Source organism: Cellvibrio sp. KY-YJ-3, from assembly GCF_008806955.1.
Taxonomy (GTDB): domain Bacteria; phylum Pseudomonadota; class Gammaproteobacteria; order Pseudomonadales; family Cellvibrionaceae; genus Cellvibrio.
Window position 1 is genome coordinate 4159379 of the sequence record NZ_CP031727.1, and the last position, 20634, is coordinate 4180012.

Sequence of the window (20634 nt, forward strand, 5' to 3'; positions counted from 1 at the left end):
TTTTTCAAAATCTTGATGCGGATTTTTGTCGTCGAATGGCAACCGTGGTTGGTGGCAAATTACTTTGCAAAACTAACGCCAGAATCCACGTTCGCTATTTTTAATTACTCATCCAGTATGGACACTCATCACTGTCAGCATAGCTGATGCAATGGATAAACCGACTTTACAACTTCTTTACGCCCCTCGCTTCTTCCCCACTCGATTCTTTACGCGCGTTTTCCCTAACCTGATCTCCTCGTTAACAGATGAGGTTATGCCCGTGAATACGTTGCTGTTGTTGATTGTTATAGCGCTCTCCATCTACTTGTGTGTGGCCATGGTCGCACCTGAAAAATTTCAGGAGTAAGCCATGCTGGAAATTACGCTGATTGTTGTTGCCAGCTTGATGCTGGCGTGGCCGCTGGGGATTTATATGGCGGGAATTTTCTCTGCGCAGCCTCACGCCAGCGACCGGTTTTTTTTACCTATCGAGAAAACGCTTTATCGCCTTTTAGGGATTAATGCGGCGCGCGGCATGAATTGGAAAACCTACGGCAGTGCGTTTCTGCTGAGCAATTTTTTGCTGTTTATCGCCGCTTTTTTGTTGTTTTTATTTCAGCATCGCCTGCCGTTAAATCCTGATGGTATAGGTCCACTAAGCTGGGATCTGGCGTTGCACACCGCCGTATCCTTTATCACCAATACCAATCAGCAACATTATTCAGGGCAAGCGCAGCTGAGTTATTTCTCGCAATCGGTGGCGATTGTGACCCTGCAATTTGTGACTCCGGCGATGGGTTTGGCAATTTGCCTTGCGGTATTGCGGGGGCTGCTTGGGGGAAACAATAAAGACACTGCCGCTGAAGGCGAAGAGCGGGATCTGGGCAATTATTATGTGGATGTGACCCGCGCCGTGGTGCGCGTATTAGTTCCCGCTGCCTCTATTCTCGCGCTCTTGCTGACGTGGCAAGGTGTGCCGAGTAGCTATGAGGGTGCGGCGACAATCACCACACTTGAATCAGGCACCACGCTCGAGTCAGCCAGTGTTGAACAGACAATCCCGCGCGGGCCAGTCGCAGCGATGGTGGCGATCAAACAACTCGGCACCAATGGCGGCGGCTGGTTCGGGCCTAACAGTACCAATCCACTGGAAAACCCCACGCCGCTAAGCAATGCGCTGGAAACCATGGCGCTGGTGCTTATCCCCATGGCGGTGGTGTTTATGGCGGGCTATCTGCTGCGCAGCCGTCGTTTTACTTTGATGTCTTTGGCGGCGATGGGAATACTCAGTATCGCCTGCATCAGCGCCAGCGTTTACAGCGAGCGCCAACCCAATGCGGCCTTTAGCGGACTCAGCGCAACTGATGTGAACATGGAAGGTAAAGAGGTTCGCTTTGGCGCCGATGCCTCCGCACTCTGGGCGACACTTACCACCCAAACCTCCAACGGTTCGGTGAATGCGATGCACGATTCACTCAACCCGATTGCAGGTTTAGTGACGCGCGCGGGCATGCTAATCAACGCCATCTGGGGCGGAATTGGCTGCGGCTTTGTGAATTTTATGGTGTATGTGTGGATCACTGTATTCCTAGCCGGTTTGATGATCGGGCGCACGCCGGAAATCTTCGGGCGCAAGCTGGAGACACCGGAAATTCGTCTGCTCGGCGTGCTGATTGTGTTGCCCAGTTTGTGCATTCTTGGGCTAACCGCCATCACGCTGGCAATCCCGTCTATCACCGGCACCAGCAACCCGGGTTTTCACGGTATCTCCCAAGTGATTTACGAATACGTCTCCGCCTTTGCCAATAACGGTTCGGGGTTTGAAGGGTTGAGCGATAACACACCCTGGTGGAATTTGAGCACCAGTTTGTGCCTGGCATTGGGTCGCTACTTGCCGCTGTTTATCCCGCTGATGATTGCCGGATATCTCGCGCGCAAACGTGTCGCGCCGGAATCCAGCGCCAGTTTGAATATCGGCAGCACCACCTTTTGCCTGACGCTGGTGACGGTGATTCTGCTACTCAACTTCCTCTCCTTCCTGCCCTCCATGGTGCTTGGCCCGATTGGCGAAGCACTGCAACTGGCTCAACATTCAGGGGCTGCCAAATGAAGAATTCGACTATCAAAAAATCCCAAAAAACAGCGCCTGCGCTCGACCAAAGCCAACTCGCCTCCGCTTGCTGGATCGCCGTAAAAAAACTCAATCCACGCAGCGCCAGTAAAAATCCGGTGATGTTTGTGGTGCTGATCGGCACCCTTTTAAGCGCCGGTATCACCTTGCAACGATTATTCGCCGGTGCCAGTTTTGGTTTTGAACTGACTTGCGCATTGATCCTGCTATTTACCATCTGGTTTGCCAATCTCGCCGAGGCGATTGCGGAAGCGCGCGGACGCGGGCAAGCCACCAGCCTGCGTTCAGCACGCCGCGATCTGATGGCCGAGCGGTTAGATAATCATGGGCGTATCACTAAAACCATTCCCGCCACCGAACTGCGCAAGGGCGATAAAGTACTGGTAAGCGCGGGTAACTATGTACCTGCCGATGGCGAGATTATCGAGGGCGTGGCCAGCATTAATGAATCAGCCGTGACCGGTGAATCGGCACCGGTATTGCGCGAAGCCGGTACCGATCACTCGGGCGTTATCGGCGGTACCAAAGTGTTGAGCGGCGAGATAGTCGTGGCCATCACCACCGAACCGGGCGAGAGTTTTCTTGACCGCATGATCGGTTTGGTGGAAGGCGCCAAACGCCAGAAAACCCCCAACGAATTGGCGCTCACCGTTTTGCTTGCGGCGCTGACGTTGGTGTTCTTAATCGCCGTGGCCAGCCTGCCCGCTATGGCCGGTTTTATGGGCGTGAATCTGGATAACACCATGCTCATCGCGTTGCTGGTTTGCCTGATTCCCACCACCATCGGCGGGCTTCTACCTGCAATTGGTATCGCCGGAATGAACCGGGCGCTGGCCGCCAATATAGTCGCCAAATCCGGTAAGGCCGTGGAAGTCGCGGGCGATATAGACACACTCATGCTCGACAAAACCGGCACCATCACCTTTGGCGATCGCCAAGCCACGCGCTTTTTGCCGGTGGCGGGAACCAGCGAACAAGACTTGCTGGAAGCCGCCGTTTACAGCTCGCTGCAAGACCCAACGCCCGAAGGCAAATCCATCCTCAAGCTGGCCGAAAATCGCGGGTTTCAGTTACCCAGCTTGCCAAGCGATGCGGTCTTTTCACCCTTCTCCGCCGAAACCCGCCTGTCGGGTTTAAGTCTGCCCGCAAGTGATGGCCAAACCGAAGGTGAGCAGGGCAAGAGTGCGCGCGAATTTGTCAAAGGCGCGGGCACAGCGGTAAGCCGCTGGGCAGAGGGTTACGATCTGTTTGTACCGGGCAGTTTGCAGGGTCTCATTAATCAGGTCGCGCAAACTGGCGGTACGCCGCTGGTGGTCGCGAGCAACACCGCCATCCTCGGTGTAGTGGCCTTGAGCGATGTGATCAAACCCGGTATCGCTGAACGTTTTGCCCGGTTGCGCGCACTGGGTGTACGCACAATTATGGTCACCGGCGATAACCCTATCACCGCGGGTGCAATAGCCGCCGAAGCCGGAGTAGATGACTTTATCGCTGAGGCAAAACCGGAAGACAAACTCGCGTTGATCCGCGCCGAGCAAGCCAAAGGCCGACTGGTCGCGATGGTAGGCGACGGCACTAACGACGCTCCTGCACTCGCGCAAGCGGATGTTGGCCTCGCGATGAACTCCGGTACTCAAGCCGCGCGTGAAGCGGGCAATATGGTGGATTTGGATTCTGACCCGGCCAAATTGCTCGCAGTGGTAGAAGTAGGCAAACAATTGCTGATGACGCGCGGCGCACTCACCACCTTTTCACTCGCCAACGATGTAGCAAAATATTTTGCGATAGTGCCCGCGATTTTTATCGCCGCGATTCCCAGTATCGGCGCACTGAATTTTATGCAGTTGCACAGCCCGCAAAGTGCCGTGCTCGCCGCGCTAATTTTTAACGCGCTGATTATTCCGGCACTCATTCCACTCGCGCTAAAAGGCGTCAACCTGCGGGCGATTAGCGCGGAAAAATTACTGCGCAACAATATGCTGGTGTACGGTTTAGGCGGTGTCGTCTTACCGTTTATTGCGATCAAATTATTGGATGTGATGCTGACGCCGTTAATGTAAGGCGCCGTTGATGTAATTGCACCACAGCCCTTTATGCCATTGAGGTTTACGATGAATTTTTCACTCAGTTTTTCCCAACAATTTTTTATCGGCTTGCGTTTTTGTTTGCTGATGTTAGCGCTGTGCGGAATCCTGTATTCCACCAGCATCACCACACTCGGCGAGCTGTTGTTTCCCTATCAAGCCAAGGGCAGCTTACTCGAACACAAGGGCGAGACACGCGGCTCAGTATTGATTGCCCAGAATTTTAGCGGCGCGGGTTATTTTCATGGCCGCCCCAGCGCTGCCAACAATGATCCAACAGCGACTGGCGGAAGCAATCTCGCACCGAGCAACCCGGTACTGCGCGAGCGCGCATTGGCCGATAGCAGCGCGATTCAAGCGCGCGAGCAGATTAGTGCTGCGCACATCCCGGTAGACTTAATCAGCGCCTCCGGCTCCGGGGTTGATCCACACATCTCCCCTGCTGCTGCAGAAATACAAATCGCGCGGGTTGCGCGAGCGCGAGGTATCAGCGAAGCAGAGGTTGCGCAATTAATCGCGAACAATACCGAACAAAAACAATGGGGAATTTTCGGACAAGCGCGTGTTAATGTGCTTTTATTAAATCTCGGGCTAGATCAACTTGCCCCGCGCTAATCAGTAGATAACATTTGCCATGAACGATGAACAAACACAGCGTCACCAACAAGCCGATGCGCTGCTCAAAACAGTGCAGCAGCAAGGCGGTGGGCAGTTAAAAATATTTTTAGGCGCGGCGCCCGGCGTAGGTAAAACCTGCGCCATGCTCAATGCAGCGAAAGAATTACAGCAGCAGGGCACAGCAGTGTGTGTGGGCTTGGTGGAGACGCACGGGCGCGCCGAAACCGAAGCCTTATTGCAAGGCTGTACCCTATTGCCGCGCAAAACCATTCACTACCAAAATCAACAACTCACGGAATTTGATGTGGATGCCGCGCTCGCGCTACGGCCAAAAATTATTCTGGTAGATGAACTCGCGCACACCAATGTGCCCGGCAGCCGCCACAAGCGTCGCTATCAAGATATTGCCGAATTACTTAAAGCGGGAATCAATGTTTACACCACACTCAATGTGCAGCACATCGAAAGCTTAAATGATCTAGTGCTGCAAATTACCGGCGTACGCGTGCAAGAAACGGTGCCCGATTCGTTTATTGATCAAGCTCATGAAATTGTCTTTATCGATTTACCTCCGCAAAACCTGATCGAGCGGTTGCAACAGGGAAAAGTCTATGTTGCAGAATACGCACGCTCCGCGCTGGAAGGTTTTTTTTCACCAGCCAATTTAACCGCACTGCGCGAATTGGCGATGAAAATTGTTATCGAGCACGTGGATGACTCGCTCAAAACCAGGCTCGATTCACGCGGTGAACAACAACATCTCGTTATTAACGACAAGTTGTTGGTATTAATTTCCAACCGCAGCGCGCATGAGTATTTAATTCGCATCGGGCGTCGCCTTGCAGAAAAACGCGGCATGAATTGGTTGGTGGTATGGGTGGACACTGGCCAGGTGCAACTACAGCAAGACAAAGCGCGCTTGCAATCGGCCATGACACTGGCGCAGGAACTCGGTGCACGCACAGAAATACTGCGCGGCCCCAGCACCTGGCAAACCATTATTCCGTTTATTCGTGAAGAGCGCATCAACACTGTTCTGGTAGGCTCAGGCACACGCAAATGGCGCTGGCGAAAACCACTTTATCAGCGTTTGATTAACAGTGGTTTGGGGCTGGAGGTGAGTGTCTACCGCGACCCGGATCAGCACAGCCGCGTTAATCATTTTATTCAACCTGCAGAAAAATTCTTGCCGAGTGCGCGCGGTTATTTACTCAGTATTCTTGGTGTCGCAGTCGCCACCCTAGTGGCAGTTTTAGCAAAAAGCTGGCTACACCCGGACAATCTGGTATTAATTTATGTAGTCGCCGTGATTATCAGCGGTCTGCGATTTGGCGCCGCTCCGGCAGTTGCATCGGCAGTTGTTTCTTTTTTAAGTTTTAATTTTTTCCTCACTGAACCCTTACACACACTGACAGTGCACAATCAAGACGATATCACGCGGTTAGTATTTTTAGTCGTGATTGGTTTGGTCTGTGGCCCCGCCGCCTCACGTATTCGCCGCCAATTTTTATTACTCGCCGAATCCAATCGCTACTCGGAGTCCCTGCAACGGCTCGCCGAACAATTTGCTGTTGCCGACGACCAAAGCGCGCTATGGCAAGCATTGACGAAAGAACTCAACAGTTCGCTGCTGGCAGAAACCTGCATCGTGCAATTTAATAAAGATAATACTTTCTATACGTTTCCAACGCGCAGCGAAAAATTCACCGAACTGGATATGGCCGCCATTGAATGGACACGCAAACAAGCAGCGGCCTCCGGGCGTTTTAGCGACACACTAAGTAAATCCAGCTGGAGCTGTTTTCCTATCGCTAAAAATAATAAAACTGTCGCCGCAATATTGGTACGTTTGCACAATGAAAAAACCAGTCTCTCCGCTTATGATCTGGATATCATCAACGCCATGACCCAACAGGCGGCCAACGCATGGCAACGCATCTACCTCACCAAAGATTTGGAGTCTGCGCGGGTAAAAGCAGAAATCGAACAGCTGCGTTCAGCACTGCTCTCGTCCGTTTCGCATGATTTGCGCTCACCGCTTTCAGCCATGATTGGCGCTGCCGACAGCTTGCGGTTATTAGATCAACAGCTCAGCATCGAAGACCGCAGTGAATTAATCGATACGATTTTGCAAGAGAGTCGCCGCCTTGACCGCTATATCCAAAACCTGTTGGATATGACTCGCCTCGGCCACGGCACCTTAAAAATTGAGCGCGACTGGGTTTCCGCCAGTGATATTATCGGCAGCGCCCTCACCCGCTTAAAACGTTACAGCCCGGAAGCCTTGATTGAATTTCGCGTGAATGGCACTGCACCGCTGCTCTATGCACATGCAGCCTTAATCGAACAAGCTGTGTTTAATATTCTGGAGAATGCCGCAAAATTTACTCCGCCCGGCGAAAAAATCACTGTCACACTCGAACAAATTAATGATATCTGTACCATTAACATTGAAGATAAGGGGCCTGGAATTCCTGAAGATCTGCGCGAGAAAATTTTTGATATGTTTTATGTAGTATCCGATGGTGACCACAAGAAAAATAATACCGGCATGGGCTTGGCTATTTGCAAAGGTATGATCGCCGCCCACGGTGGCAGCGTAACGGCACTGGAAGGTTCACAAAAAACCGGCACGCGCTTTTTGGTAGAAATTCCGCTACCATTGAACCAGAAATAAACTGCCTATGAAAAAGCACGAGCATTTGTGATGAGCGCAAAAATTCTGGTCATCGACGATGAAAATCAAATCCGGCGCATGTTGCGTATCGCACTAAAGAGCGAAGGTTACGACATTAGCGAGGCAGAAAATGGTGAACAGGGTCTCGCCTGTATTGTTCGCCAGCAACCGGATTTAGTCGTGCTAGATTTAGGCCTGCCCGATATGGACGGGCAAACACTGCTGCGCGAATTACGCAGCTGGTCGGCAGTGCCGGTAATTGTGCTCTCGGTGCGCAACAGTGACAAAGAAAAAGTGCAACTGCTCGACGCAGGCGCGCAAGACTATGTGACCAAACCTTTTAGCATTGAAGAGTTTCTCGCCCGTGTCCGCGCTAACCTACGCGACCATATTAAGCAGCAGAGCGCACAAATTCTAGACGACGGTTATTTGCATATCGATTTAGGCAAACGCCTCGTCAAAACTGACAACAACCCCGTCGACCTCACCCCCAAAGAATATGCAGTGCTCTCCAAACTCGCCAAAGTGCCCAATTGCGTAATTACTCAAACCCAGTTATTACAGGAAATTTGGGGGCCAACGCATCAGGAAGATTCCCATTATTTGCGTATAATAGTCAGCCACTTGCGGCAGAAACTGGGAGAAGACCCAGCCGAACCCAAGTACCTCAAAACTGAAGCTGGTGTTGGCTACCGTTTACTCTTTGCTCCGCGATAAATTGCACCGCGATAAATCGTACAGCGCAAAACCGAAACGTTAGTCACACCCACTACCGGATTTATGACTATGCGTTTTATCCCCCAGCTCGCACTGCTTGCGACCAGTTTTTTTATCATCAGCTGCAGCCCTAAACCCGAAATGAGCAAAATTGAAGGTTTTGCACAGGGCACAACCTACAACCTTACCTTTGAATTACCCACCGACAGCAATCTGCCGGTGGAGAAAATTGAAACTGCCATCAGCGAAGAACTGGCGCGCATGGATAAGGTATTGTCTAACTACCGCGATGATTCGGTGATTGAACAATTTAACGCGCAAAAAACTACCGAGGCCCAAACCGTGGATGCCGAATTGGTGGAGCTTGTTGAAATCGCACGCACTGTGCATCGCGCCAGCAATGGCTGTTACGATCTCACCATCAAACCGCTGTTTGATTTATGGGGTTTTAAAAATGATGTATTCACACCGCCGAGTGAAGATGCATTAGGTGTGGCGCTCGCCAGCATCGGTTTGGATAATTTGGAAACCGTCAACACTACACAGCTGCGCAAACAACTTCCCAATTTGCGTATCGATGTTTCTTCCATCGGTCAGGGTTATGCAGTTGAACGCATGGTAAAAATTCTGGAGCAATTTGGCGTACAAAATTATCTGGTGGAAATCGGTGGCGAATTAAAAATTCAAGGTAAAAAAACCGACGACGAAGCATGGCGTATTGCACTGGAAAAACCCCTGCCCAATGAGCGCAAAATGCATAAAATTGTGAGCTTCGATTCCGGCGAACCCATGTCACTGATCAGCTCGGGAACCTATCGTCACTTTTTTGATGACAATGGCAAACGCTACAGCCATATTCTGGATGCGCGCAGTGGCAAACCCGTTGAACACAACACGGTGTCTGTCACCATTCTCCACCCTGATGCCACACTGGGCGACGCCTGGTCTACTGCATTTTCCTGTCTGGGTAGCCGCGAAGGTTTAAAAGTGGCCAATGCACAAAATCTCGCGGTATTGTTTATCGATCAGGAAGGCGACCAGCTGATTGAAACCGAATCGGATGCTCTGAAAACAATGAGTGGAATTAGTTTTAAAAACCCTTAATAGCCAACAGGATTCTTCAGCATGAAACTCGTCTACACCCACGAAAACCGTTTTCTAGTTGGTAATGCGCAGAACATTCTCGAACAAGCCGGAATTCGTGTGGTGTGGAAAAATGAATTTTCCTCGGGCGCTATTGGCGAAATATCGCCCTTTGATACCTGGCCGGAACTGTGGGTGGTGGACGATACCAACTACGAACAAGCTATCGATATTCTGTCCAATGCGTTTAACACGCCCACTGCACCGGAATGGCAATGTGCACAATGCAATGAACAAAACGACGCTGCTTTTGAGACCTGTTGGAATTGCCAAACGGAGAAAATATAACAGCTGACCAAAGCATTATTACTCCCCAGAGGTTAACCCCACCATATCAGGGCCGATATATTTCTCCTCCACCCATTCACGCAAATGCGCACTCATAAATTCAATAAAATTATGGGCGGTAACTGGTAAGCGGCGATCGCCGTGTTGCACCAAATACCAGTGACTGTGCAGCGGAAAATTGTGCAGTTTAATTTGCGCCACGCGCGCTTGTGATTGCGCCAAGGTATGCTCGGACAATACTGCCAAACCCAAACCATTTTCCACACTCATTCGAATCACTTCATTGCTTTCAATTTGCATGGTGTTGTGTAACTGGAAATTCTGTTCACGCAAAAAATTTTCAAACACCATACGCGTTGCACTACCCGGCTCGCGCATTAAAAAACGTTCATCAACTAACTCTGCAAAATCTACGTCATCCCTTTGCGCTGCCCAATGATGAATGGGGGCAATCAATACCAGCGGGTTGCGTAAAAAACGGCGACTGACAACATGATCACCCGTAGGTGGATGACTGAATAAATACAAATCATCCAATTGATTTTCAAAGCGCTGCAATACACTACCGCGATTGCCAATATTAAACGTCACATCCACCGCCGGATATTGCTGCGCATAGGGGCTGAGCAAACGCGGCAATACATACTGCGCGGTAGTCACCACCCCAATACTGAAATAGCCTTTATTGCCGCGCGCAGCATCCGTTAAAAATCCATCAAAATCCTCAAAGCGCGTCAATGCATCCAGTGCCGCGTGGTACAGCTCATTGCCAACAAAGGTGGGTTTATAACGGCCATCGCACTGCTCCAATAGTGGTTCGCCCACGGCTTCGCTCAAGCGTTTGATTTGCAACGAAACCGTAGGCTGGGTGAGGTGCAATTGCTGCGCCGCTTGCGAGATGGAACCGCTGCGCACCACCGCGACATAGACCTGCAACAGGCGAAAGGTGAGATGGCGAATATTCATAAACACGCCCTTGGTTTAAATAACTATAGATAATCGTAAATATATATAAGTATAAACATTAATTATCGTCAATTAATCAACTTGGCGACAATAGCGTCACTGTCATCACGCTGTGGAGCGAACCATGCCCGATATCGTCATTATGTTTTTCCTGCTCGGTGTACTTGCCGGCCTCGCCAAGTCCGACCTTAAAGTACCCAAGGCGGCTTACGACACCTTGAGCATCCTGCTGATGCTGACCCTTGGCCTTAAAGGCGGGCTGGCGCTGCATGGCCAGGTAAGCTGGCACTTACTGCCAGAAGTGATTACGGTGATTTTGCTGGGTATCGCCATCCCCCTGCTGCTCTACCCCCTACTGCGTAAATTCATTTTGCTTAACGCTGCCAATAGCGCCAGCATCGCCGCCCACTACGGCTCTGCCAGTGCGGGGACTTTTGCGGTGGCACTGGCGTTTGCCGAAGCCAACAACCTCAGCATCGCCCCACAAACCACGTTGTACTTGGTGCTGTTGGAATTACCCGCGATTGTGGTGGCGATCCTGTTATACAAAAAAGCCACCGGTAGCACCGGCGGCATGAAAGGCATTTGGCATGAAGCGCTCACCAGTCGCGGCGTAGTCTTGCTCACCGGCGGGGTGATTATTGGTTACCTCTACGGCCCCGATGCAAGTAAAGATATTGCGCCATTATTTCTCGGCGCCTTCAAAGCCTTGCTCGCGCTATTTTTGTTAGAGATGGGCGTGTGTGCATCGCAACATTTAAATCCCTTCCCAAAACAACACTGGCGCTTAATCAGCTTCGCGCTTATCGCCCCCTTTGGTTTGGCCGTAATAGGTATTGCCGCTGGTATAGCGTTAGGCTTACCCGAAGGCAGCACACTAATCCTCGCTGCACTCACCGCCAGCGCCTCTTACATCGCCGCACCCGCTGCAATTCAAGCGGCGATTAAAGAAGCCGATGTGGGGCTCGCGATATTTGCGGCGCTGGGTGTGACCTTTCCGTTGAATGTGTTAGTGGGGATTCCGGTGTATTTTGAGATGATGCAGTGGTTGGCGATTTAAAAATACCGCACCGCATCCGCCCTTGTTGCTTGGCATCACTTGCGGTTGAGGTTTCCATTAGAGATCCTCACACTGATCGCTTTAATTAATTTAATCATTTTGATCGCCTTAGTCATGTGTTTATCTAGCAGTCAATATCAGGCAAAGAATGATGTCGGCATCACACCCGCATCGTGCTAATATGCGCGCCTTTTTTCCGTTTCCGGCTCATTTTTTGAGCGAATATTCATTCAGATTCAGGCAATAGCTATGGCAAGAAAAGTCGCGGTGATTATGGGCTCCAAGAGTGATTGGGCCACTATGCAGGCTGCAGTGGAAATACTGGAGCAAATGGGCGTTGAATATCACACTGAAGTGGTGTCGGCGCATCGCACGCCGCAAAAACTGACTGAGTTTGCTGAACACGCGGTGGAGCAAGGCTACGCCGTGATTATCGCCGGTGCCGGTGGCGCGGCGCATTTGCCAGGTATGGTGGCAGCGCATACGCGCCTGCCAGTGCTGGGTGTGCCGGTGCAGAGCAAAGCGCTAAGCGGTGTGGATAGCCTGTATTCCATCGTACAAATGCCCAAAGGCGTGGCGGTGGGCACCTTGGCGATTGGTGTGGCAGGCGCGTTTAACGCCGGTTTGCTGGCCTGCCAGATTCTGGCGGTGACTGACCCAGCACTGGCCATCAAGATCGAACAATTCCGCCATGACCAGACTCAAGCAGTGCTGGACAATCCCGATCCAAGAGATCAATAAAAGGCAAGAGACCAACAATCAATTGGTGATGTTCGGTAGTTTCTTTTTGCAATCCGTAAGCGTGTTTTGAGGTTAGGCATGAGTCAACGAATTTGGGTTTTAGGTGCAGGCCAATTGGGTGCGATGCTCAAACACGCCGGCATGCCATTGGCGCTGGACGTGTGCCCGGTGGATATCAATGAAAGCAGTGCTCCCGCCCTGGCGGCCGATGACCTGGTCACCGCCGAGCGCGAGCAATGGCCGGAAACCCTCGTGACCCATGCCCTCGCCCAACACCCGCGTTTTATCAACCAAAACGTATTTGGCCGTTTGGCTGATCGCAAAACCCAGAAAGAACTGATCGATTCACTGGGTATAGCCACCGCTCCCTGGCGCAATGTGGCTAACGACATCACCGCTAACGAATTGCGCGATCAGCTGGGCGAACGTGTGCTGCTGAAACGTCGCACCGGCGGTTACGATGGTCGCGGCCAACATTGGCTGCGCACCGATGAAGACGAAGTGCCCGAGGATTGGCAGGGCGAAGCTATCGCCGAACAGGCCATCAACTTTGATGAAGAAGTGTCGCTGGTGGGTGTGCGCAATGCGGCAGGCGACTGTGTGTTTTATCCACTCACCTTGAACCTGCATTTAAGCGGCATCCTCTATGCCTCTGTTGCACCACTGGCGCGTTTGCAACCGTTGCAAACACAGGCGGAGGAAATGCTGGGCAAGATTTTGAACGCCCTCGATTACGTGGGTGTGATGGCGATGGAAACCTTCCGTGTGGGCGATCAGTTGCTTATTAATGAACTGGCGCCACGCGTACACAATTCCGGCCACTGGACCCAAGCGGGCGCGAGTATCAGCCAATTTGAATATCACCTGCGCGCGGTTGCCGGCATGGCGACACCGGCGCCACAAGTAGTCGGCCAGAATGTGATGATCAACCTCATAGGCACCGACTACAATCCAGCCTGGCGCGACCTGCCCTGTGCGCGCACCTACTGGTACGGCAAAGAGGTGCGCCCCGGTCGCAAGGTGGGCCATATCAATATAGTGAGTAACAACATCACCGAGGTGCGCGAAACATTGGTACTGCTGGGTGATTTACTACCGGAACACCACTACCGCGATGCAATCGACTGGAGCCTAAAGTCAATAGAAGCACTTTAACAAAAAGCCGGACTTGCTCCGGCTTTTTGTTAGGTTTGGTTAATGTTTGCACCTTGTCAGCGCTGGAGTGTGATAGTTTTTGCAGTGTTTTCTGTTCGTATCCAGCTGTTTCTACCTAGCGAACACTATTCCTACTCCAAAAAGCCTCGATAATGCTCTGAAACACCTGCAAGCAACGTATGTAGTGTTATGCATATCTCAATTTACTTAACGCTAAAAAGCACAAACTGTTTTACAACTTAACCAATACCAGGAGTTATTTAGCTTGACGGATCTCGATCTAAAAATTACACACCATGAGCAATACATTCACGTGAATGTGCGCGGCATGGGCAATTATGAAAATGCCCTGTTTATGTGGCAGAGCGTGGTGGATGCCTGTGAGCATCACCAATGTTTTAAAGTGCTCGGAGAGCAATATTTATTTGATTCGGTTTCCACCGCTGAAGCCTTTGATCACCCCGCACTGTTTAAAAAAGTAGGCATTAGTAAAAAATACACATTTGCCTGGGTGGACAACAATCCACGCACCCGCGAAACCACACAATTTGTCCGCGATGTTCTCGCCAACCGCTCCATTGGTTATGGTCGTTTGTTTACCGATGTGGAAGCTGCCAAACGCTGGCTGCTGGAACAAAACTAAATTCTCTAGCGTTCGCCACACACACCATTCCACTGCCGCAATACAAGACTCCCCGAGTGCCCTTCTTTGACAAAGGCACTCGCGCTAACTAGGGTTAACACCAACCGGTGCGCAATAAGGGAGCCTCTAATGTTCAAAACAATAAACGTAGCACTGCGATTAAGCTTATTAGCCAGCACCTTAATTGTCTTAATGACCATCATTGGTTATCTAGGCATTAAAGGTATGGGCGCTGCCTATGATGGTATGCGCAGTGTTTACCTTGATCGGGTAATTCCGTTAAAAAATCTTAAACTCATTGCTGATATGTATGCGGTAAATATCGTGGATGTTGCGCACAAAGTGCGCAACGGCGGGATGAACTGGCAACGCGGTAGCGAGAGTGTTCAGCAGGCGCAGACCGTTATTCGCGAGCAATGGCAAGCATATCTCGCCACCGAGTTGGTGACAGCAGAAACACAATTGGTAAGTGAACTGACGCCGCTCTTAGGCGAAGCAGACAGAACCACTGCAACACTATTGGAAATATTTGCTGCGCAAGATGCAACCCGTCTCGATCAGTTTGTGCTACACAAACTCTACCCTAGCATTGAACCCGTCTCCGAGCGTTTCAACCAATTAGTGGATGTGCAACTCAGTGTTGCTGCACAAGCCTATGAAACCACCAAAAATAATTATGAAAAAACTTTTCTGTTTAATATCGGGCTAATTCTTTTCAGCATCGTCATCAGTATTATTCTCGGGTTATTGATTACCCGCAGCTTGATTCAACAATTGGGCGGCGAACCTGATTACACCGCTGCCATTATTGATCGCATCGCACAGGGAGATCTGTCGGTCGATGTGAAACTAAAACCGCGCGACGAGCACAGCATTCTGTTTGCCGTCTGGCAAATGGTGAATAAATTATCGAGCATTATTGGCGATGTACGCTCCACCGCCGATTCGCTCTCCTCCGCGTCTGAAGAGCTGAGTGCAACAGCGCAATCACTCAGCCAGGCATCCACCGAGCAAGCGGCCAGCATTGAGGAGACCAGCGCTTCTATGGAGGAAATAAGTGCATCCATTGAGCAAAACAGTCACAACGCCAAAGTCACTGATAGCATTGCCAGCAATAGCGCCAAAGAAGCGCAACAAGGTGGCTCGGCGGTAATTAATACCGTAAGTGCCATGCGCGAAATTGCGCAAAAAATTAGTGTGATTGATGACATCGCCTACCAGACCAATTTGCTGGCGTTAAATGCGGCGATTGAAGCGGGGCGTGCCGGTGAACATGGGCGCGGTTTTGCAGTAGTAGCAAGTGAGGTGCGCAAACTCGCCGCACGCAGTCAAACCGCAGCCAAAGAAATTGGCGAATTAGCAGGTCACTCGGTAGATCTGGCGGAAAGCGCGGGGCAATTGCTCGATCAGATAGTGCCCGCGATTCAAAAAACAGCAGATCTGGTGCAAGAAATCTCTGCAGCCAGCACTGAGCAAAATCTGGGGGCGGGTCAGATTACCCAGGCAATTACGCAAATCAGTATTGCTACCCAACAAAACTCGTCCTCTGCCGAAGAGCTTTATTCCACCGCGGAAGAACTTACGGGACAAGCACTACAGCTGCAACAAATGATGGCATTTTTTAAAATTAAATAATCAAGTTTCCCCTAACCGCTCTCTGTAAAAAGAGAGGTTAGGAGGGATTTGCTCCCCCTACAAAATCCACACTTCCACCCGGCGATTCATGCGCCTTCCCTCTTCCGTTTTACTGCTTGCCAGCGGCGCCTCATCGCCCATACCGCGCGCCACCAGTGGATAAATCCCACGCGCAATCAATTGCTGCTCCACCACCTTGGCGCGGCGTAACGACAATTCGCGATTCTCTTCACTCGCGCCCTCGTCATCAGTAAAACCAAACAACTGTACGCGCTTGGGGGAATTAGCTTCCATGTATTTTACTAGCCGCTGTAAATCGCTGATGGACTTGGTATCCAACTCATCACTGCCATCTTTAAAACGAAAGTTGATTGATAATCTCTGCGAGCGATTGGTGAGCTGACGCATTTCTTCGGGGTAAAAATTATTATTAAAGGGTTGACCGGTTTTAATATTCTGCGAAACCAGACCTATATCCTCTACGATACTCTGCCCGCGCTCTGTTGCACTGAAACGAACAAACTCTTCCGCTTCACTGTTGGTGCTCTTTTGCGGTAAATAAAAATACAGGCGGCGCGCGAGAGGATAATCCTCAGTGCTGACGGTGAAATGGGTTGGTACTATCGCCTTGGAACTTTTGGTGGAAGAGATTGCCAATAATTTTGCGCGACGCACATAAGGTAAACCGATAAACCCTATAGCCCCTTCATCTTTTGCCACCGCGTCTGACAGCTCGGTACTGGATTCAAAGCGCTTGGCCGTTAACGAAATGCTCGCACTGGATGGTTCCAGTACCATGCTTTTAAACGAATCCCAAGTGCCGGAATTTTCATCGCGAGCGTAAAGGTTAATAGGGCGATCAGCACCGCCCAAGGCTGACCAATTAGTAATTTCACCGGAAAATATTTTCACCAATTGCGGGATGGACAAACTACCCAGTGAATTACTGCTATTCACAATTATTGCTAAACCATCCAAACCAATAATATGTTCCGCGCCAGGCTCGGTAAGATCGCCTTGTTTGCTGAGCAATAATTCGCGCTCCTGCTCTTTTACCCGCCGCGATGACATGCCTAATTCCGCTTGGCCGCTAAGCAAATCAGCAAATGCAGTGCTGGAGCCATGCGCATGAATTTCTACAAATTCAACGCGCCCGTTAATTTCGGCACTAACAGCTTTTTCCACCGGTGTTTTGCCCTGCTCTGTTTTAATATTGGTGCCGCCACGGGCCATTAAATAGGACTCTACCAACCGCGGCGCCAACTTTTCGCCCACCGTATTGGAACCATGAACGCGAAATAGTGGAGTGGTTGCCCGCGTGAGCACTCCATTAGCCGTCGCAGCAGTTTGTGTTAAAGAGCTGGCGGGTTTGATGCGGGTTTCACTAATCGCCTGAATCACAAATACTTCGCCGGCATCCAGCGGTAAAAATGAGCGCAGTAAATAACCGCCCAGAACCAACAGGAGTGAACAGGTAATTGCCGTCAGGCGTGTGAGACGAATACCTTTTTTGGTTTTTTTGGCAGGTTTGAATTGTTCACCAGTATGGGAGGCGGAGGTGATGGAATCCTCCAGTTGGCGCACTTCCCACACCAGCGAGGTGAGTTCATCGTCGTTTGCGGTGAGCGCCTTTTCCAGCAACTCACTGCGGTACTCTTCATCCTTTAATACCATATTGAGCGGAATATGCATTTTTAAATGCACTTCACACAGCCGCTTCAAATTCCATAATTTATCGACCAGAGCGACGTTGTAATGAATATGTTTATGGGATTTGGGGGACATGGCGCTTCTCTAACAATTACGGAAGCGCGCACTATAGAAATGTCAGATGACAATTAGATGACAATCCAAATAACAATTCAATTGGCAATCTGCATGAAAGTCCAAATGAAAGCACAGTTGAAACTCCGCAGGAATTCAACGCCGGTTTATTATTTTGACTCGTGTTGACGGCGCAATTGTGTCAAACCGGTTTTAATCCAGCTGAGCAAATCGTCGGCATAGAGCGGTTTGGAAAAATAAAAACCCTGTACTAAATCCACACCAAGTTCGACAATAATTTGAAAATCCTCTTGTGTTTCTACCCCCTCTGCCACAGTCGTGAGGTTGAGGTTTTTGGCCAGTTCCACGGTGCTGGAAAAAATGGTTTTCTGCTGTGGTCGCGCCGCAGCACGATGCACCAAGGAGCGATCAATTTTTAATTCTGTCGCCGGTACCCGCGATAATTGTTGGGCGTTGGCAAAGCCGGTACCGTAATCATCAATCGCGATATGGAAACCTTTCAAGCGCAGCCGTGCGAGAGTGCGAATTGCACTGGCTAATTCCCCCAGCAATGCATTCTCGGTGATTTCAAAAGTCACTTCATTAAACGGCACTTCGTATTCATCGGCCATGGCGCAGAGCCAATCCACAATATCGATATCTGCTAGCGACAAGGGTGATAAATTAAATGCGAGATTAAACCGCAAACCATATTGCTGCCAGGTGCGTTTATGTTTAAACGCCTGCTCCAATAAATTGCGGGTCAGCGGGTCAATTAACCCATGGCGTTCCGCGAGCGGAATAAATACCCCCGGCGAGATCATGCCTTTTGTTGGGTGACGCCAGCGCGCCAGCGCCTCTACACCGCGCAACAACAAGCCCTGCACCGTTAATTTGGGCTGAAACGCCAAAGTCATTTCACCGTTGGTTAGAGCCGCACTCAATTCAACAGCTGTCACTTCTTGTTCGACATGATGCACTTGTTGCTGCGCCAGTTTCGCGTCGTGAATAAAGCGCAACAGGCTGCACTCCAGAGCATCGGGTAACAGCGGTTTTTGAAAAGTGCCCAATACATGCAAGCCATCGGCTTCCGCCATGGTACCAACACTGGAAATTAAAATCGGATCTTTGGCACTGAGAATAATCACACTGGTCGTCAATTTTTTTTGCGCGATGGAGCGAATTAATTCCACACCATCCATCACCGGCATTTCCAAATCAACCAGCACCACATCGATCTTGCGGGCCTCCAACGCTTGCAGTGCATCTACACCATTGGTGGCGCCATGCAAATCAGTAACACCCAAATCACGGCATAAATCCTGTGCGTACTGACGCTGCGTAATGCTGTCGTCAGTAACCAACACACTCAATTCCTGAATAGTGGATTTCACACTCTACCTCCCAACACTGCAGGAATTTGTGCGAGCGACATAACCTCTTTCGCTGCCCCAAGATTAATCGCCTCTTTAGGCATTCCGAATACGACGCAGGAAGCTTCATCCTGTGCGATTGTACGGCAGCCCGCCTGCCGCATTTCCAGTAACCCGCGCGCACCGTCATCCCCCATACCGGTGAGAATAATGCCCATGGCATTGCGCCCCGCTGCGCGTGCTGCCGAGCGAAATAATACATCCACGGAAGGACAATGGCGGTTCACACTCGGGCCGCGAAATACTTTTGCAATATATTGGGCGCCGGAGCGCTGCACTTCCAAATGGTGACCTCCAGGCGCGATAAGCACACGTCCGGGAATTAAGCGATCTCCGGACTCTGCCTCTTTAATATCTACCTCGCATAAACCGTCCAGCCGTTTGGCAAAAGCGGCGGTGAATTTTTCCGGCATGTGTTGCACCACGGCAATACCGGGGCAAGTGCGGGGAATTTTGGCAAGAATTTGTTCCAGCGCCTGAGTGCCGCCGGTGGAAGTACCTATGACAATAATACTGTCAGTAGTGGCAGTCATCGCCACCAAATCCACCGCTGGAGAAGCAGCCAGGGGTTTGGACGGTGCACTGCTTCCGCGCCGCGCCACATGGGCTCCCGCGGCACCACGCACGGTTTGCCAGAGTAGATTTTTAGCATCCAGCAAAAAATCTTTCACGCCCAGTTGCGGTTTGGTAATGATGTCAATGGCACCCGCAGAGAGCGCCTGCAAGGACAGCTCCGCACCTTTTTCAGCAAGCGAGGAACAGATAATGACGGGTGTTGGCTGCTCACTCATAATGCGCCGCAAGAACGTCAGGCCATCCATGCGTGGCATTTCTATATCGAGCACAATCACATCGGGCCATTTTTTTTGCATTTGCTGCTGTGCAAAAATCGGATCTGACGCGGTGGCATAGACATTAATATCCGGCGCCTCATTGAGCACTGCCGTCAATACCTGACGCACCACAGCCGAATCATCGACGACCAACACATCAATAGTCATAGCAAGTTAGTATTCCACAGCAGTGAGAAGGCAAGCCGAAACGCATCATTTGATTGCTCACTAAGTATTGTCGATAGCGACCTGATTACAAGATTTCAGCCGTTATTCATTTCGTAGTGTTTTACATGAATTTCGCCCGTTGCGATTACCAGGGTTAGCGAGCGGGATATAGCACCACCTACATCCACCCTGTAAGGTTGTAAACGTTCTTTAACCAGCCATTGACGCGCGTAGGCAATATTGTCAAAACCAATCGAGGTGGTGCCGCTGTAGGAAAACATATCGCCGCCACCAAATACCGCAATATGAAATTCCTTTAGCTCCCCATAGCGCAACATCGCGGCTTTCATCGCCCCCAGAGCGTTATCGGCATAGCGCCCATCCGAAAGGGCGCGCAGTTGGTTGTCAGGGATGATGCGGTCATAGGGTGATGCAGGCAATAAATAATGGCAGAGCCCACCAATTTTTAATTCCGGGTGCCAGGCGGTAAGAGCCACGCAGGAACCCAACAAGGTGTGCAAGCGCGCATAGTCCGCGCCAAAATACCACTCCCCCGGATGGATCGAATACAACTCCTGGCTCTGCGGAATAGTCAT

At 50.7% G+C, this 20634-nt stretch carries 18 protein-coding genes; 13 read left to right on the forward strand and 5 right to left on the reverse strand.

Annotated features, from left to right (window positions below; genetic code table 11):
• Window positions 1-256: 256 nt before the first annotated feature.
• From kdpF to D0B88_RS17690, 8 genes are all read left to right on the forward strand, one after another.
• The gene (gene kdpF / locus D0B88_RS19300; RefSeq protein ID WP_081489706.1) at window positions 257-349 is read left to right on the forward strand and encodes a K(+)-transporting ATPase subunit F; all 93 of its coding nucleotides are present in this window, start codon (window positions 257-259) and stop codon (window positions 347-349) included.
• Window positions 350-352: 3 nt separating this feature from the next.
• Entirely contained in the window at window positions 353-2092 is a 1740-nt protein-coding gene (kdpA, locus tag D0B88_RS17660) for a potassium-transporting ATPase subunit KdpA (RefSeq protein WP_151058793.1), read from the forward strand.
• Entirely contained in the window at window positions 2089-4173 is a 2085-nt protein-coding gene (gene kdpB, locus D0B88_RS17665) for a potassium-transporting ATPase subunit KdpB (RefSeq protein WP_151058795.1), read from the forward strand. Before kdpA ends, kdpB begins: the two co-directional genes overlap by 4 nt.
• 51 nt (window positions 4174-4224) lie before the next feature.
• Entirely contained in the window at window positions 4225-4812 is a 588-nt protein-coding gene (kdpC, locus tag D0B88_RS17670) for a potassium-transporting ATPase subunit KdpC (RefSeq protein ID WP_151058797.1), read from the forward strand.
• A gap of 19 nt (window positions 4813-4831) precedes the next feature.
• A complete protein-coding gene (locus D0B88_RS17675) occupies window positions 4832-7492 on the forward strand; it encodes a sensor histidine kinase KdpD (protein WP_151058799.1) in 2661 nt (886 codons plus the stop codon).
• Window positions 7493-7522: 30 nt separating this feature from the next.
• Window positions 7523-8209 carry a response regulator gene (locus tag D0B88_RS17680; RefSeq protein ID WP_151058801.1) on the forward strand — a complete coding sequence of 229 codons (687 nt, stop codon included), beginning with the start codon at window positions 7523-7525 and terminating at the stop codon, window positions 8207-8209.
• A 69-nt stretch (window positions 8210-8278) separates the two neighbouring features.
• Window positions 8279-9313 carry an FAD:protein FMN transferase gene (locus D0B88_RS17685; RefSeq protein ID WP_225318443.1) on the forward strand — a complete coding sequence of 345 codons (1035 nt, stop codon included), beginning with the start codon at window positions 8279-8281 and terminating at the stop codon, window positions 9311-9313.
• Window positions 9314-9334: 21 nt separating this feature from the next.
• Entirely contained in the window at window positions 9335-9640 is a 306-nt protein-coding gene (locus D0B88_RS17690) for a DUF2007 domain-containing protein (protein ID WP_007643305.1), read from the forward strand.
• Window positions 9641-9658: 18 nt separating this feature from the next.
• Here D0B88_RS17690 and D0B88_RS17695 read toward each other — a convergent pair whose 3' ends face one another.
• Entirely contained in the window at window positions 9659-10606 is a 948-nt protein-coding gene (locus D0B88_RS17695; protein WP_151058805.1) for a LysR family transcriptional regulator, read from the reverse strand.
• A gap of 124 nt (window positions 10607-10730) precedes the next feature.
• Here D0B88_RS17695 and D0B88_RS17700 point away from each other — a divergent pair, with 124 nt between their 5' ends.
• From D0B88_RS17700 to D0B88_RS17720, 5 genes are all read left to right on the forward strand, one after another.
• Window positions 10731-11666 carry a sodium-dependent bicarbonate transport family permease gene (locus D0B88_RS17700; protein ID WP_007643310.1) on the forward strand — a complete coding sequence of 312 codons (936 nt, stop codon included), beginning with the start codon at window positions 10731-10733 and terminating at the stop codon, window positions 11664-11666.
• Between the two features lie 249 nt (window positions 11667-11915).
• Entirely contained in the window at window positions 11916-12407 is a 492-nt protein-coding gene (gene purE, locus D0B88_RS17705; protein WP_007643312.1) for a 5-(carboxyamino)imidazole ribonucleotide mutase, read from the forward strand.
• A gap of 78 nt (window positions 12408-12485) precedes the next feature.
• Complete coding sequence (gene purK / locus D0B88_RS17710) at window positions 12486-13562, forward strand: 5-(carboxyamino)imidazole ribonucleotide synthase (RefSeq protein WP_007643315.1); 1077 nt, start codon at window positions 12486-12488, stop codon at window positions 13560-13562.
• A gap of 265 nt (window positions 13563-13827) precedes the next feature.
• The gene (locus tag D0B88_RS17715) at window positions 13828-14205 is read left to right on the forward strand and encodes a hypothetical protein (protein WP_225318444.1); all 378 of its coding nucleotides are present in this window, start codon (window positions 13828-13830) and stop codon (window positions 14203-14205) included.
• Window positions 14206-14334: 129 nt separating this feature from the next.
• On the forward strand, window positions 14335-15840 hold the full coding sequence (locus tag D0B88_RS17720) for a methyl-accepting chemotaxis protein (RefSeq protein WP_151058807.1): 1506 nt from the start codon (window positions 14335-14337) through the stop codon (window positions 15838-15840).
• A gap of 57 nt (window positions 15841-15897) precedes the next feature.
• Here D0B88_RS17720 and D0B88_RS17725 read toward each other — a convergent pair whose 3' ends face one another.
• From D0B88_RS17725 to D0B88_RS17740, 4 genes are all read right to left on the reverse strand, one after another.
• Window positions 15898-17625 carry a phosphate ABC transporter substrate-binding/OmpA family protein gene (locus D0B88_RS17725; RefSeq protein WP_007643326.1) on the reverse strand — a complete coding sequence of 576 codons (1728 nt, stop codon included), beginning with the start codon at window positions 17623-17625 and terminating at the stop codon, window positions 15898-15900.
• Between the two features lie 149 nt (window positions 17626-17774).
• Window positions 17775-18998, reverse strand: a complete 1224-nt coding sequence (locus D0B88_RS17730) for an EAL domain-containing protein (protein WP_151058809.1) — start codon at window positions 18996-18998, stop codon at window positions 17775-17777.
• The gene (locus D0B88_RS17735; protein WP_007643330.1) at window positions 18995-20038 is read right to left on the reverse strand and encodes a chemotaxis response regulator protein-glutamate methylesterase; all 1044 of its coding nucleotides are present in this window, start codon (window positions 20036-20038) and stop codon (window positions 18995-18997) included. The genes D0B88_RS17730 and D0B88_RS17735 overlap by 4 nt, the downstream gene beginning before the upstream one ends.
• Before the next feature lie 95 nt (window positions 20039-20133).
• Window positions 20134-20634, reverse strand: coding sequence for a chemotaxis protein CheD (locus D0B88_RS17740; protein WP_151058811.1), 501 nt, complete (start codon window positions 20632-20634; stop codon window positions 20134-20136).

Coding starts and splice junctions, on each gene's coding strand:
- kdpF (WP_081489706.1), top strand. CDS start 257: ATGCCCGTGAATACGTTGCTGTTGTTGATTGTTATAGCGCTCTCCATC.
- kdpA (WP_151058793.1), top strand. CDS start 353: ATGCTGGAAATTACGCTGATTGTTGTTGCCAGCTTGATGCTGGCGTGG.
- kdpB (WP_151058795.1), top strand. CDS start 2,089: ATGAAGAATTCGACTATCAAAAAATCCCAAAAAACAGCGCCTGCGCTC.
- kdpC (WP_151058797.1), top strand. CDS start 4,225: ATGAATTTTTCACTCAGTTTTTCCCAACAATTTTTTATCGGCTTGCGT.
- D0B88_RS17675 (WP_151058799.1), top strand. CDS start 4,832: ATGAACGATGAACAAACACAGCGTCACCAACAAGCCGATGCGCTGCTC.
- D0B88_RS17680 (WP_151058801.1), top strand. CDS start 7,523: ATGAGCGCAAAAATTCTGGTCATCGACGATGAAAATCAAATCCGGCGC.
- D0B88_RS17685 (WP_225318443.1), top strand. CDS start 8,279: ATGCGTTTTATCCCCCAGCTCGCACTGCTTGCGACCAGTTTTTTTATC.
- D0B88_RS17690 (WP_007643305.1), top strand. CDS start 9,335: ATGAAACTCGTCTACACCCACGAAAACCGTTTTCTAGTTGGTAATGCG.
- D0B88_RS17695 (WP_151058805.1), bottom strand. CDS start 10,606: ATGAATATTCGCCATCTCACCTTTCGCCTGTTGCAGGTCTATGTCGCG.
- D0B88_RS17700 (WP_007643310.1), top strand. CDS start 10,731: ATGCCCGATATCGTCATTATGTTTTTCCTGCTCGGTGTACTTGCCGGC.
- purE (WP_007643312.1), top strand. CDS start 11,916: ATGGCAAGAAAAGTCGCGGTGATTATGGGCTCCAAGAGTGATTGGGCC.
- purK (WP_007643315.1), top strand. CDS start 12,486: ATGAGTCAACGAATTTGGGTTTTAGGTGCAGGCCAATTGGGTGCGATG.
- D0B88_RS17720 (WP_151058807.1), top strand. CDS start 14,335: ATGTTCAAAACAATAAACGTAGCACTGCGATTAAGCTTATTAGCCAGC.
- D0B88_RS17725 (WP_007643326.1), bottom strand. CDS start 17,625: ATGTCCCCCAAATCCCATAAACATATTCATTACAACGTCGCTCTGGTC.
- D0B88_RS17735 (WP_007643330.1), bottom strand. CDS start 20,038: ATGACTATTGATGTGTTGGTCGTCGATGATTCGGCTGTGGTGCGTCAG.
- D0B88_RS17740 (WP_151058811.1), bottom strand. CDS start 20,634: ATGACTATTCCGCAGAGCCAGGAGTTGTATTCGATCCATCCGGGGGAG.